This window comes from Kluyvera sp. 142486 (assembly GCF_046569695.1).
Classification (GTDB): Bacteria; Pseudomonadota; Gammaproteobacteria; order Enterobacterales; family Enterobacteriaceae; genus Kluyvera.
Genome location: NZ_JBKHUI010000010.1, coordinates 1 through 13,580, shown reverse-complemented (window position 1 = coordinate 13,580; position 13,580 = coordinate 1). Strand labels below are relative to the sequence as shown.

Here is a 13,580-nt window from a genome sequence, read left to right as displayed (position 1 = left end):
CAAAATCGACTATCTTCACTCGCCGTTAACTACGGGAGTGTATTGATGCAACTGTTACTGATTGCGCTAGTGATTGCTGGCGGTATGGGATTATCGGTCGAGGCCGGTATTCTGGGGCCGCTCGGCGGGGAAGTAGGGGATTTATGGGCGACGTTCAGCATCTTCGGCGTCGGGGCGGTACTGACGTTTTTACTGATGCTGTTCTTCAGCCCGCGTTCGGGACCCTCATTTTTCGCCCAGCCGGGTTGGACGCTGTTAGGCGGCGTGCTTGGGCCGGTGTACGTGGTGATTCTCACCATAGCGGCACCGATTATTGGCGTGGCGATGACCATGATTGGCGTGCTGGCGGGGCAGGTTTTCAAAAGCCTGCTGATTGACCATTACGGTCTGTTCGGCACGCCGCATCGTAAAATCAACGTACGGCGACTGTACGCGCTGGCGTTTATTCTGCTGGCACTGTTGCTGGTCGCAAGAGGGTAAATAATGTTAGTTATCATGATCTTGTTATCCATTTTGGGCGGCGCAATGCTGAGCATTCAGGCGGCAATCAACGGGCGACTTGGCAGTCAGGTTGGGGTGCTGAAAAGCGCATTTCTGACCTTTTCGGTGGGGGCGCTTATCACGGCGCTGATGATTCTCTATTTCGAGCCGGTGCAGGCCGTCACGCTGCTGGATGTGCCAAAATGGCAGTTGATGGGGGCCATGTTCGGCGTGCCGTACATCGTGATTATGGTGGTGGCGGTACAACGAATTGGTACCGGTGTTGCGACGGTGGCTGTCATTTTTGGTCAACTGGCGATGAGTATGTTGATTGACCATTTTGGCTGGTTGGACAACGCGTCGATTCATTTCTCTTATACCCGTATGGCGGCGGTGATTTGCTTAGGCATCGCGCTCTATTTTATCTATTCAAGCAGTAAGACAACGGCGGTTAGCGCGTGAAAAAAGGCCTGTGACAGTCACAGGCCATTGTGTTTTTTTACCGGCCAACGCGAGCCTGAATGGACGCCGGATAACGGTCACCTACAATCTTAATCGCATCCAGCGCCTGGGTGACTTTCTGCAGGTCGCTTGCTGCGAGCACAATCTCTGCCGCACCCAGATTTTCTTCCAGGCGGTGCAACCTGGTGGTGCCAGGAATTGGCGCAAGCCATGGTTTCTGCGCCAGCAGCCAGGCGAGGGCAATTTGTGCCGGGGTAATCCCGCGTTCGGCAGCCAGGTTAGCCAGCACGGTCAGCAGTTGGGCGTTTGCTTCGCGAGCCTCCGCCTGGAAGCGCGGCACTTTACTGCGAAAATCATCGTTGCCAAAGGCGGTGTCGGTGGTGATGGCTCCGGTAAGGAAGCCTTTACCCAGCGGGCTGAACGGCACAAAACCGATACCCAACTCTTCCAGCAGCGGAATAATTTCCCGTTCTGGCTCACGCCACCACATGGAGTATTCGCTTTGCAGCGCGGCAACGGGCTGAACGGCATGGGCGCGGCGAATGGTTTGCGCGCCGGCTTCAGACAGACCAAAGTGTTTCACCTTGCCTTCGGCAATCAGGTCTTTCACCACGCCAGCGACGTCTTCAATCGGCACTTCCGGGTCAACGCGGTGTTGGTAGAGCAGATCAATAACGTCGGTTTTTAAGCGCTTAAGCGAACCTTCAACCGCCTGGCGAATATGTTCCGGGCGGCTGTTTAAAATCTGCTGTTTGTTGTCATCGCCAAAGGTAAAGCCGAATTTGGTGGCGATCACCACGCGATCGCGAAACGGCTTCAGCGCTTCGCCGACCACGTCTTCATTCAGGTAAGGGCCGTACACTTCCGCGGTATCAAAAAAAGTCACGCCGCGTTCAACGGCGGCACGGATAAGCTCAATGGCCTGGCGAGTATCGGTTGCCGGGCCGTAGCCGTAGCTCAGGCCCATGCAGCCCAGACCGAGTGCGGACACTTTCAGGCCAGACTGGCCAAGCGTTCTCTGTTGCATTGCAGGTTCCTTAATAACGTTAAACGTCGAGTTTACGGGCCGCCAGCCACTCAACGATGGCCGGGTCGCGATGGGAGAAAAAGGCGCTGGTGGCGGTATCCAGCGCGGCAATGTGCAGCATGTCGTCATCGCTTAGCGCAAAGTCGTTGATGGCAAAATTTTCGGCCATTCGTTCCTTACGCACTGATTTAGCGAGCGATACGATGCCACGCTGGAGCAGCCAGCGCAGGACGACCTGGCCCACGCTTTTGCCATATTTATTGCCGATAGCGGTCAGTACCGGGTGTTCAAACAGACCGTTGCGCCCCTCGGCAAACGGAGCCCAGGCTTCTGGCTGAATGCCGCGGCTTTGCATCCACGGCGCGGCGTGCAACTGCTGGTTGAACGGGTTCACTTCGACCTGGTTCACCGCTGGCGCAATGCGGTTGAAGGCCATCAGGTCGGCCAGGCGGTCCGGCTGGAAGTTACTGACCCCAATGGCGCGGATTTTTCCCGCCTCATGCAGTTCCTCCATGGCTCGCCACGCGCCGTGCACGTCGCCAAAGGGCTGATGGATTAGATAGAGGTCGACATAGTCAAGCTGCAGGCGGTTCAGCGAGCGCTCGAACTGCGCTTTCGCCCCTTCATAGCTGCTGCCCTGCAACCATAGTTTGGTGGTGATAAACAGCTCATCACGGGCAATACCGCTCTGCTTCAGGGCGTTGCCCACCTGGGTTTCATTCTGGTAGGAGGCGGCGGTATCAATTAAACGGTAGCCGGTCTCGAGGGCATCGAGCACCGCGCGTTCGCATTCGGCGGCATCGGTCATCTGGTAGACGCCGAAGCCTTGAAGCGGCATCGCAATACCGTTGTTCAGTTGTACTGTTTGCATGGGGTTATCCTTCTTCTGAGTAGAAGAAGGATAGCGCGTGGGGATTAATTTGATTAGAGGAGGGAATTCTCTAACGGTAATGAACAAAATTCATTAATGAAAGGGGGCTGCGTCATGCCGATCCTCAGACGTCAGGCCTGCCGTTTCTTCCCGGACGAAATATCCCGTCTCAGCGCGGCTGGCGCATTCGGGTCGCCGGTTAGCGGCAGGTTATTCAGCATAACCTCAATATCCTCAGCCGGAACCGGGTCGGAGAACCAGAAACCCTGCAAAGCGTCACAGCCGAGCCCGCTAAGAATGCGCTGTTGTTCCTGCGTTTCCACGCCTTCGGCAACGACGTCCATATTCATCGAATGGGCGATGTTAATGATGGTCGAGACGATTTTGACGTGCTTACTGTTTTCCCGCATATCCTTCATAAAGCTCTTATCGATTTTCAGCTCCCCGGCGGGAAGGTCCTGAAGCGCCAGCATATTGGAGTAGCCCACGCCGAAGTTATCGATGGAGATGGTGATGCCGATGCGGCAGAAGTCGTTGAAAATCTGCACGCTACGGTCAAAGCCGTGCAGCGCGGTGGTTTCCGCCAGCTCGATGGTCAAGCGAGTTGGGGAGACGCGGTGGCGTACCAGCACTTCGCATACCCGTTCATAAAAGTTCTGCTGCTCGAACTGCACCGGGGAGATATTCAGCGATACCGTCCAGTCGTCGTGCCCGGCAATGCTCCACTTATGCAGTTGCTGGCTGGCCTGTTCGACTATCCAGTTGCCCACCGGAACAATGAGCCCGGTGTTTTGCAGCGTAGGCAGGAACACGTCGGGCAGCAGGATACCTTTTTTCGGATGTCGCCAGCGTAGCAGCGCTTCAAAGCCGTAAATGCGCTGTTCTTTGACGTGATACTTAGGCTGATACCACAGCTCAAACTGGCCGCGATCCAGCGCCTGGGTTAGATCCTGCAGGAAATGCGCTCCTTGCCAGGTGCTATCGAGCATTGATTCATGGTAGAACACCCAGCCGTTACGACCATTGTGTTTTACGTGATACATCGCGGTGTCTGCCGACAGCTTCAGCTCCTGCGGGGTTTCGCCGTGCCCTGGATAGAGGCTTATCCCCACGCTGAATGAAATCTGTAGGATCTGCCCGGAGTGGTAGAACGGCCGACGGACGCTCTCTACCAGTCGGGTACAAATATCGGTGATTTCCGCTTCGGTGCAGTTTGGCGCGAGCAGGATAAACTCGTCACCGCCGATACGTGCGAGGGTCATTTTAGGATTGAGACAGGCGCTCATTCGGTTGGCGACGGAGACCAGTAGATTATCGCCAACGTGATGGCCCCAGGCGTCGTTGATTAGCTTAAAGCGGTCGAGATCCATCAGCACCAGCGCAAACGTGCTGCCCGCCAGGCGGGATTGATGCAGGCAGGCCAGCAGCCGCATATCAATCTGGCTGCGGTTTGCCAGCCCGGTCAGGCCGTCAAAGCGGGCCTGCTGTTCCAGCTGTTGGTTAAGGCGCTGTAGATTCTCCGTCAGGCGGGTGGTACGCACCTGCGAGTCAACCATTGAGATCATCAACATCAGCCCGAGCAGCAGCAGGGTCGTCACCGACACCCAGATAGAGAGCCCTTCTTCGCTGACCATCGCGTCGTGGCCCATCATCATATGACCGTGGCCGGTAAAGGTGGCGGCGCCCATGCCGGTGTAGTGCATGGCGGCAATGGCAATACCCATGGCGAACGCCGCGCCGACGCGGGTCAGCAGCACGCCTTTGCTGTTGAGCCGCAGGCTGAAGGCCAGCCACAGGCCGACGCAGGAAGCCACGATAGCAATGACCACCGAGGCGATAATCAGCGGAATGCTCCAGACAATATCATCGTGGGCCATCAACGCAGCCATGCCGACGTAGTGCATGGTGACGACGCCGGAGCTGAGCAGGGCGGTGGCGATGCAGAGGCGTTTTAGTGACAACGTATTTCCTGCAACCGCAATATTGATTGCTAATGAGGAGGCAATAATGGCTGCCAGCAGGGAAATAAGCGTGAGCTCAAGGTGATAGCTCATCGGCATTGGCATTTTCATCGCCAGCATGCCGATAAAGTGCATCGACCAAATACCAATACCCAGCGTCGCGCCGCCGGTAATGCGCCAGAAGATAGCGGCTTTTTTATTAGACGCAGCAATTTTTGCAGCACTATCAAGCGCAACGAAAGACGCAATGAAGGCCACCAAAAATGAAATACCGACTAGTATCGGGTCCCACGAAGCATGCAGCATCATGTAATCCATACCTTTTCATAAAGGGGGTTTAATTAATCTATCAGTAAATTCCGAATTTTACACAGCGAAATAGCAATAACCTGCGACTCTTTTTACTGAATTGAACTCGATTAAGCACGGCTAAATCTTAATGAAATGCCAATAAATGTTAAGCATTGCTTTTTTATATAATTCTTATTTTATCGCTGCTTAAGTATTTCATCGGTCGTTAAGGTTGTTGATTTTACTTTGGGTAGCGTAATTGTTTGGTAAAAGTGAAACTGGCACTGCTAACAATTAAACTCCTTATAAACATGGAAATAATCTGAAAAATACCCCTTGTGGTGATATAACAAAATGACACAACAAGTGTTGGGGAAAAGATTATGTTTAAAAACATTAGCGTCCGAACGTTTATCCTGGTGTTTATTCTGGCGGTTTTCCTTATTGTAGATGTGATCTGCTTAATATTATCAAAGAATATATTCTTGCATTTAGCCATTAACCTGGTTTGGGTGGTGGCGCTGGCTTCGCTCTGGCTTTATATGACCAAGTATCTGGTTACGCCGATTAACGCCGTAAAGCGCAGCATTGATGAAGTTAATGATGGCAATTTATCGGTGCGTATTCCGATATTTGGTAATAACTGTGCCGGGCGCTTAATTCCGGGTATCAATAGCTTATCGAATAATATCTCTACGCTGGTGGCGGAGATTCGTTCTTCGTCCGATACGGCGATGACGTTGTCTGAACAACTGGCGAACCGCAGCGCAGAACTGGCGGTGAAGACCGAGCAGCAGTCCGCCACGTTGATGCATACCGCATCCAGCATGGAGGAGATTGGGGCTGGGACCAAAAACAACGCCGAGCACACCCGGCTGGCAAGCGAGCGGGCGGGGGAAGCTACCCGATGCGCCCGTAAAGGCGGGGAGTTGATGGGAGAGGTGGCGACCAATATGCAGTCGATCACCGACTGCGCGCGGCAGATGACGGAAATCATCGCCATGATCGATGGGATTGCTTTCCAGACGAATATTCTGGCGCTGAACGCAGCGGTTGAAGCAGCCAGGGCGGGCGATCACGGCAAAGGGTTCTCGGTAGTGGCCGGTGAGGTGCGAAATCTGGCGCATCGCAGCGCCGAGGCAGCGAAGAGCATTAAGACCTTAATTAGCGTCACCAGCGATAACGTGACGCAGGGGGCGAATATTGTCGCCGAGGCCGAGCGGAATATGCAGGATATCGTGAGCGGTTCAGGCGAGCTGAACGGTCTGATGGAGCAGATTGCAGTGTCGACCGCCGAGCAGGAGAAAGGTATCGATCAGATAACCCTGGCGCTGACGGAGCTGGAAACCGTGACGCAGAGTAACGGAATGGTGGTGGAGGAACTGGCGCGGTCATCTGATATTCTGAAAAATCAGGTTATCGATCTGCAGTCGCGGACGCAGAACTTCCGTATCGGGGATGAACCGAGGAAGGTGGAGGCGGCGCCGGGAGCGACGGTGCTTAAGCCAGCGGTGGCCGGGAGCCATGATAAGGATTTTTGGCAGTCATTTTAGCGTTTGACGAAGGTTTGCCTTTGTCTCAATTGGCCCGGGTAATACGATGGTTTCGTTTGCTGTCCCGGGCCAGTATCCGCGCACCAAAAACCATTCTCTTCTGCGCAATGCAGACCTTATAGTTTGTGCCGCTTCGGGTGGGTGAAAATATCATCACCCGCGTTATTTTTAGAAAGCAAATGGTTTGAGTGCTTTTAATTACGGAAGCGCTTGCTAATCAATTTTTAATAAGCATGAGTAATTTGATTATTGGCGTAATTAAGATTGCTCTGCAATCAAATGTTTACATTTAATATTCTTGGCAACGTAGAGTGAAAATCCATATTATAACGATGGTGAGGTTTTTATGGCTCTTGCCAATAGGCAGATAGTGTTTTTATATAAAATCGAGCATCTGGAAAGTGTTGAACAATTATTAAATGTCTTTGGCAACTATTGAAGGGTTAATGTAATGGTTTTTTTAAGAAAATGTTTTTTCTGCGGTTCTACCATTATCGGCTTTTTAGATAAGGCGGCACATTAATGATGAACGACTTTCTGAAACGTGCAGGTGAGAAGGTAAGCGGCATCGCTGGCGCAGCTGCCACGCCAATGGCGCTGGTGTACGTGGCGGGTGAAGTCGGGGTGAGCGCCGTTGGCCTCACCACGGGAATCGCCGCGCTGGGCGCAGGTGCTATGTTTGTCGGGGTTGGCGCTATAGGCGTTGCTGGGATCGCTGGCTATTACGGTGGCAAGGCTATTTATAACGCAGCGGCTGAATATTTTTCTGACGACGAAGAAGAAAAAAACGGCAGTAATAAATAAACTGCCCCGGCGTGACCGGGAAACAGGAAAAATGATGAAGGTAGAAAAGCGCTATATTGCGTTGGCATTACTCACGGGGTTCTCCGTATATAATGGCATTAAAGATTATAACGATGATAAAAGTATTAAAAACGCGTTCGACAGCCAACCCGCACAACACATGCAGGTTACCCCAGGCGTTGATTCTTACGATGATATGATTGCTGCTCGTATTGTTATTCTGGAAGATACATCGCGTAGAAATCAGGAGTTCACCAATGATACGGTCGCGCTTTGTCAATATCAGAACGCTAATATGGCCACGCTGACTTGCCAGGATTTCTATGAGGCGCGTATTGCCTCGGAAGCCATGAAATCTGAGGGTGTAAGTTTACCCCAAGTTATTCTGGGCGAAACTTTTTCATTTCTCATTGCCATTCATTAACTTAAAAGTTGCGCTCTTAATGGCGCTTTTAGTGACTGCTTGATGCGACTGCTGATGAAGGGCGATAGAACGTTGCGTGCAGTGTTCTGATCGGCCCCATCGGCTGCCTGGTAAACCGTGTAGTTATTTCGTTTTGTGAAACATGAGTTCGGCAAAATGACAAGTCAATATTCGAAAAAACGACGGAGTTTGTATTGAAATCGTTAAAAAGCCGTCCCTAAAAGGTGCGGCCTATTCATATTAAGGAGAGGAATGCTAGTAACGGAAGGTTATTAAAAATAATTGGTTGCATTTTGCATGCCGAGAAGGCGTAGCAAAAGGTGATACGGAACCAACATTTTATTATTTTGGTGTAAATTTTAATCCTGCCAATGGATTACATTTTTTGACGGAGTATTGCGATACTTCGCTTTAAATTGTATTTTTATGTAATTAAATTGATTTAATATGCGGCTTGAACGTTGGTTGTCTCATTTTTTACAAATCTGATATTTATGTCAATTTTGATGTTATTCGTAAATAAAATTGAAAATAAGGGAGGGAGAATGTGCCATTTAATTGACCAATATTAAATGACTCGGTGCGGTATTTACTCGCTTAAGGCGATTGATGGTGACGTTACTGCGCAATATGGTCTTTATTATATTTGAACAATGCTGCTAGCGAATGAGCTGTAAGGGAGAGGATTGCTGTTGAAACATTTAAATAGCAGGTGGAATGTATAAGGCAAGTCGAATAGTCATGATTGTTATATATTTTCATTATTAATCAAATAATTAAAATGTGATCGGCTTGTTATTTCCTGCTGTCACTCGCTGGGCAAGTTCGCATACTTTCATCTTGACCATTCGCATCGTGAAAAAAGATTACCGACTCACCACATCGCTAGGGCTATCGGTTACCCTGATGTTTTACTAAACCGTTTGCCGCTGAAGTTGTTCCTTTTCTGAACGATTTCAGCGCGATGCCACACCCATATATTGCTTAACAAAAGGAGATGGCTAGACTAACAGGATAAATCGTTCTTACCGGAGGCGAAGTGGAAGCCATAAAGGGATCTGATCTCAACGTACCTGATGCGGTATTCGCGTGGATGCTTGACGGGCAGGGCGGCGTAAGGCCCCTGACCGATGATGAAACCGTCAGCAAAGAGAACCCGTGCTGGCTACACATGAACTACACCCACCCCGACAGCGCGCAATGGTTGGCAACCACGCCGTTGTTGCCTAACACGGTCCGCGACGCGCTATCCGGCGAAAGTCTGCGCCCGCGCGTCAGCCGCTTAGGCGAAGGGACGCTAATCACGCTGCGCTGCATCAATGGCAGCACCGACGAACGCCCCGATCAATTGGTAGCAATGCGGCTCTATATAGATGAACGCATGATCGTCTCCACGCGGCAGAGAAAAGTGCTGGCACTGGATGATGTGGTCAGCGATCTTCAGGACGGCAGTGGGCCGACGGACTGCGGTTCCTGGCTGGTAGATGTTTGCGACGCGCTGACCGACCACGCCAGTGAATTTATCGAACAACTGCACGACAAGATTATCGATCTGGAAGATAGCCTGCTTGAGCAGGAGGTGCCGCCGCGTGGCTTCCTGGCGCTACTGCGTAAACAGCTGATTGTGATGCGTCGCTATATGGCACCGCAACGGGATGTCTATGCCCGGCTCTCCAGCGAACGCTTATCGTGGATGACCGATGACCAGCGCCGCCGGATGCAGGATATTGCCGATCGCCTGGGTCGTGGGTTGGATGAGATCGATGGCTGCATTGCGCGGACGGCGGTAATGACCGATGAAATTGCGCAGATGATGCAGGAGTCGCTCTCGCGGCGCACCTACACCATGTCGCTGATGGCGATGGTATTTTTACCCAGCACTTTCCTGACCGGGCTGTTTGGGGTAAACCTTGGAGGTATTCCCGGCGGCGGATCGCATCTGGGCTTCTCCCTCTTCTGTATTATGCTGGTGGTACTCATTGGTGGTGTTACGTGGTGGTTACATCGCAGTAAATGGTTGTAAAAAGTCATCTTTTTTATTCCATTCAGCGCCAATAACGCGACTTAACTTGAGCGAGGTCAATAAACCAGCACCCCAATCGAGGCAATATCGTCCCTGCAGGTGAATGCAACGTCAAGCGATGGGCGTTGCGCTCCATATTGTCTTACTTCCTTTTTTTGAATTACTGCATAGCACAATTGATTCGTACGACGCCGGCTGAGAATAGTCGGCTTTTTTTTGTCTTTTTTTCCGCTACCCTGACTACACTCGTTGATTAGTTGTCGCATCCCGCGGCGAGATCTGCGAGGATACGCGCCTGCTGAACGTCAGCCCCTAATTCGTGAGAACTACACCGTGACCGCTTTTGCCTCCCTGAACATCCTGCCCGCCTCCCAGCTCGAAAACCTCAACGATCTGGGCTATCTCTCTATGACTCCGGTACAGGCGGCATCGCTGCCGGCCATCCTTGCGGGCAAGGACGTGCGGGTGCAGGCAAAAACCGGCAGCGGTAAAACAGCAGCATTTGGCCTTGGCCTGCTTCAGCACGTGGATGCTGGCCTGTATCAGACGCAATCGCTGGTGCTGTGCCCCACTCGTGAGTTGGCTGACCAGGTCGCCGGTGAGATTCGCCGCCTGGCCCGTTACCTGCCGAACATTAAAGTGCTGACGCTGTGTGGCGGCCAACCGTTTGGCGCTCAACGTGACTCTTTGCAGCATGCGCCGCATATTATTGTGGCGACGCCGGGTCGTCTGCTTGACCACCTGCAAAAGGGCACCATCTCTCTGGATGCGCTGCAAACGCTGGTGATGGACGAAGCGGACCGGATGCTCGATATGGGCTTCAGCGACGCCATCGACGAAGTCATTCGCTTTGCGCCTGCCTCTCGCCAGACGCTGCTGTTCTCCGCCACCTGGCCGGAGGCAATCGCCGCCATTAGCGGTCGTGTACAGCGCTCGCCGGAAACCATCGAAATTGACTCAGTCGACGCACTGCCGGCCGTTGAGCAGCAGTTCTTCGACGTGCCGCGTCACGGTAAAATCGCCCTGTTGCAGCAACTGCTGAGCCAGCATCAGCCCGCGTCCTGCGTGGTGTTCTGTAACACCAAAAAAGATTGCCAGGCGGTCTTTGAGGAACTGAATGCGGCTGGTCAGAGCACTATTGTGCTGCACGGCGACCTCGAACAGCGCGACCGCGACCAGACGCTGGTGCGCTTTGCTAACGGCAGCGCGCGTATTCTGGTGGCGACCGACGTTGCCGCTCGTGGTCTGGATATTAAATCGCTGGCGATGGTGGTGAACTACGAACTGGCGTGGGATCCGGAAGTGCACGTACACCGCATCGGTCGTACCGCACGCGCCGGGAACAGCGGCCTGGCCATCAGCTTCTGCGCACCGGAAGAGGCGCAGCGCGCCAATATTCTCGCCGAAATGCTGCAAATTAAACTCAACTGGGTAGCGGAGCCGGGCAAAGCCCGTGTTGTGCCGCTGGAGCCAGAAATGATGACCCTTTGCATCGACGGCGGTAAGAAAGCCAAAATGCGTGCGGGCGACGTGCTGGGTGCGTTAACCGGTGATGTCGGGCTGGTCGGGGCGGATATCGGTAAAATCGATGTTCATCCGGCGCACGTTTACGTGGCAGTACGCGAAGGCGTAGCGCATCAGGCGTGGAAACTGCTGCAGAAAGGGAAAATCAAAGGCAAGGCGTGCCGAGTGCGTCTGCTGAAATAACCGCAGAATAACGCGTCTCAGGTGCGGGCCTGAGACGCGACAAGCTAATTACTTCACTTCGACTACGTTCAGACGCAGCTCATCCAACTGACCATCTTCTTCTTCCGGCTGCCAGCCTACTGGCTGTAACGGAATCTCTTCCCGGTCAAACGCCAGATCGCCACCGTCAATCACTTCACCACCGTGAGTCAGCCCTTTGAAATCGAACAGGTTGATATCGCTCAGGTGTGATGGCACCACGTTCTGCATAGCGCTAAACATGGTCTCGATGCGGCCCGGGTAGCGTTTATCCCAGTCGCGCAGCATATCCGCAATCACCTGACGCTGCAGGTTTGGCTGTGAGCCACACAGGTTGCATGGGATTATTGGGAAGCCTTTCGCTTCAGAAAAACGTTCGATATCTTTTTCACGGCAGTAGGCCAGCGGGCGAATAACGATATGCTTGCCGTCGTCGCTCATCAGCTTCGGCGGCATGCCTTTCATTTTGCCGCCGTAGAACATGTTCAGGAACAGCGTCTGCAGTATATCGTCACGGTGGTGGCCGAGCGCTATCTTGGTTGCACCCAGCTCCGTGGCGGTACGATACAGAATACCGCGGCGCAGACGCGAGCAGAGTGAGCAGGTGGTTTTCCCTTCCGGGATCTTCTCTTTAACGATGCCGTAGGTGTTCTCTTCGACAATCTTGTACTCGACGCCCAGCTTTTCCAGATACTCTGGCAGAATGTGCTCCGGGAAACCCGGCTGTTTCTGGTCGAGGTTTACCGCTACCAGGCTGAAGCTGATAGGGGCGCTCTGCTGCAGGTTGCGCAAAATTTCCAGCATGGTGTAGCTGTCTTTACCACCGGACAGACAAACCATAATACGGTCGCCGTCTTCAATCATGTTGAAGTCAGCGATGGCTTCGCCCACGTTGCGACGCAGACGCTTCTGTAACTTGTTCAGATTGTATTTTTCTTTTTGGCTAATTTCTTGATTTTGTTGCATTTAATGGTTACTCAAAAATCTAAATGGAAGTTCAGGCCAAACACAGCGTCTTCCCGTCCATTTGATTTGCGATAAAAGACCTGTCTCGCGCTGACCGGTCAATAGCGAATCAGCGAATGTGTGGCGTGTATGGTACGGATTACGGAGACGAATGTCAGCACGTTTTGCGCGTGAGCCAATATCGAGGGCGTTTTGACGTGATGGCGTATTTGGGGGCGTTAAAAAGTCCTTTATAGTCCCTTAATGTCCATAGGGCACTTTTCCTAACCCCCTGATTATCCTCTAAGCGTTTGCTTCAAAGAAAGTCGAGAAACCGATTAAATCAATGCATTAATTATAAATGATGCCTATATCTATATGTAACTAAGCGGCTTTTCGTCTCTTTGTATTGGTCAGGGGGGCAGTGTGGTCGGAATTTTGTCGTTTAGCATACCGATCTGATCCTCAGTCGAAGGAAATTCGACATGGCATCGCAGAACGAGAGGATGTAATGCAGGAGTATCTATGAGTGTTGGAAAAAAAGAGCCAAATAATCCGGATGCTGCGGATTACAAGATTTATGCACGTCTTGATGCTGGAGAATCACTGGATAGCATTATTGCTAACCCTCCGACGACTAAGCACGGAATGGCTGCCAGGGAGAGCAGTATCAGACAAGAGTATGGATTTTGGAAGCGATGGAGAGAAAAGACTGCAAAGAAGTAAACCAACCTGGGGTTTTGTTGTGTCCGAGCCTGGCATGGTCGATTTTACCGATCGATTACACTCAATCGATCTATCAAATAGATTAATACGCGAACAGATTCACGTAACACATCAATAACGCTTAATAGCACATGGCCCATCTAACGGGACTGTGTCTCTTAAGGCTCGCTTCGGCGGGCTTTATTATTTCAGGTGACCCGTCCTGAATAGCGTTGACACGTTCCTGACTTAAATCCGGAGAACGTGATGATGACTGAGTTCAAACGCACCCAACGTGATTATTCTCTA

At 52.0% G+C, this 13,580-nt stretch carries 12 protein-coding genes; 8 read left to right on the top strand and 4 right to left on the bottom strand.

The genetic code is table 11. The annotated features are described in order from the left end of the window. The first annotated feature begins 45 nt into the window (after positions 1-45). A complete protein-coding gene (locus ACLGE8_RS12360; RefSeq protein WP_410998824.1) occupies positions 46-480 on the top strand; it encodes a DMT family transporter in 435 nt (144 codons plus the stop codon). 3 nt (positions 481-483) lie between these two features. Beyond that, entirely contained in the window at positions 484-942 is a 459-nt protein-coding gene (locus tag ACLGE8_RS12355) for a DMT family transporter (RefSeq protein ID WP_410998822.1), read from the top strand. Positions 943-979: 37 nt separating this feature from the next. On the opposite strand, the gene ACLGE8_RS12350 is transcribed toward ACLGE8_RS12355, so the two are convergent. The 3 genes from ACLGE8_RS12350 to ACLGE8_RS12340 all read right to left on the bottom strand — a co-directional run bounded on the left by ACLGE8_RS12350 (position 980) and on the right by ACLGE8_RS12340 (position 5,110). Continuing rightward, positions 980-1,969 (bottom strand): aldo/keto reductase, encoded by a 990-nt coding sequence (locus ACLGE8_RS12350; RefSeq protein WP_410998820.1) that lies wholly within the window; start codon positions 1,967-1,969, stop codon positions 980-982. 19 nt (positions 1,970-1,988) lie between these two features. After that, positions 1,989-2,840, bottom strand: a complete 852-nt coding sequence (locus ACLGE8_RS12345; protein WP_410998818.1) for an aldo/keto reductase — start codon at positions 2,838-2,840, stop codon at positions 1,989-1,991. A gap of 131 nt (positions 2,841-2,971) precedes the next feature. Then, positions 2,972-5,110 carry a putative bifunctional diguanylate cyclase/phosphodiesterase gene (locus ACLGE8_RS12340; protein WP_410998816.1) on the bottom strand — a complete coding sequence of 713 codons (2,139 nt, stop codon included), beginning with the start codon at positions 5,108-5,110 and terminating at the stop codon, positions 2,972-2,974. Positions 5,111-5,475: 365 nt separating this feature from the next. On the opposite strand from ACLGE8_RS12340, the gene ACLGE8_RS12335 reads away from it, so the two are divergent. The 5 genes from ACLGE8_RS12335 to dbpA all read left to right on the top strand — a co-directional run bounded on the left by ACLGE8_RS12335 (position 5,476) and on the right by dbpA (position 11,603). Then, positions 5,476-6,645, top strand: a complete 1,170-nt coding sequence (locus ACLGE8_RS12335) for a methyl-accepting chemotaxis protein (protein ID WP_410998814.1) — start codon at positions 5,476-5,478, stop codon at positions 6,643-6,645. A gap of 522 nt (positions 6,646-7,167) precedes the next feature. Further along, the gene (locus ACLGE8_RS12330) at positions 7,168-7,449 is read left to right on the top strand and encodes a hypothetical protein (protein ID WP_410998812.1); all 282 of its coding nucleotides are present in this window, start codon (positions 7,168-7,170) and stop codon (positions 7,447-7,449) included. Positions 7,450-7,480: 31 nt separating this feature from the next. Then, positions 7,481-7,873: a hypothetical protein gene (locus ACLGE8_RS12325; protein WP_410998810.1), complete on the top strand. Its 393-nt coding sequence runs from the start codon at positions 7,481-7,483 to the stop codon at positions 7,871-7,873. 1,039 nt (positions 7,874-8,912) lie between these two features. Continuing rightward, the gene (gene zntB / locus ACLGE8_RS12320) at positions 8,913-9,896 is read left to right on the top strand and encodes a zinc transporter ZntB (RefSeq protein ID WP_220439796.1); all 984 of its coding nucleotides are present in this window, start codon (positions 8,913-8,915) and stop codon (positions 9,894-9,896) included. A gap of 333 nt (positions 9,897-10,229) precedes the next feature. After that, positions 10,230-11,603, top strand: a complete 1,374-nt coding sequence (gene dbpA, locus ACLGE8_RS12315; RefSeq protein WP_410998808.1) for an ATP-dependent RNA helicase DbpA — start codon at positions 10,230-10,232, stop codon at positions 11,601-11,603. 48 nt (positions 11,604-11,651) lie between these two features. Here dbpA and ttcA read toward each other — a convergent pair whose 3' ends face one another. After that, entirely contained in the window at positions 11,652-12,587 is a 936-nt protein-coding gene (gene ttcA / locus ACLGE8_RS12310) for a tRNA 2-thiocytidine(32) synthetase TtcA (protein ID WP_185666085.1), read from the bottom strand. Between the two features lie 504 nt (positions 12,588-13,091). Here ttcA and ACLGE8_RS12305 point away from each other — a divergent pair. Then, positions 13,092-13,292, top strand: coding sequence for a hypothetical protein (locus tag ACLGE8_RS12305; protein WP_410998806.1), 201 nt, complete (start codon positions 13,092-13,094; stop codon positions 13,290-13,292). The last annotated feature ends 288 nt before the right edge of the window (positions 13,293-13,580 follow it).

What these genes read in the sequence shown, in the direction of transcription:
- ACLGE8_RS12360 (WP_410998824.1), top strand. Translation starts at nt 46, where the DNA reads ATGCAACTGTTACTGATTGCGCTAGTGATTGCTGGCGGTATGGGATTA.
- ACLGE8_RS12355 (WP_410998822.1), top strand. Translation starts at nt 484, where the DNA reads ATGTTAGTTATCATGATCTTGTTATCCATTTTGGGCGGCGCAATGCTG.
- ACLGE8_RS12350 (WP_410998820.1), bottom strand. Translation starts at nt 1,969, where the DNA reads ATGCAACAGAGAACGCTTGGCCAGTCTGGCCTGAAAGTGTCCGCACTC.
- ACLGE8_RS12345 (WP_410998818.1), bottom strand. Translation starts at nt 2,840, where the DNA reads ATGCAAACAGTACAACTGAACAACGGTATTGCGATGCCGCTTCAAGGC.
- ACLGE8_RS12340 (WP_410998816.1), bottom strand. Translation starts at nt 5,110, where the DNA reads ATGATGCTGCATGCTTCGTGGGACCCGATACTAGTCGGTATTTCATTT.
- ACLGE8_RS12335 (WP_410998814.1), top strand. Translation starts at nt 5,476, where the DNA reads ATGTTTAAAAACATTAGCGTCCGAACGTTTATCCTGGTGTTTATTCTG.
- ACLGE8_RS12330 (WP_410998812.1), top strand. Translation starts at nt 7,168, where the DNA reads ATGATGAACGACTTTCTGAAACGTGCAGGTGAGAAGGTAAGCGGCATC.
- ACLGE8_RS12325 (WP_410998810.1), top strand. Translation starts at nt 7,481, where the DNA reads ATGATGAAGGTAGAAAAGCGCTATATTGCGTTGGCATTACTCACGGGG.
- ttcA (WP_185666085.1), bottom strand. Translation starts at nt 12,587, where the DNA reads ATGCAACAAAATCAAGAAATTAGCCAAAAAGAAAAATACAATCTGAAC.
- ACLGE8_RS12305 (WP_410998806.1), top strand. Translation starts at nt 13,092, where the DNA reads ATGAGTGTTGGAAAAAAAGAGCCAAATAATCCGGATGCTGCGGATTAC.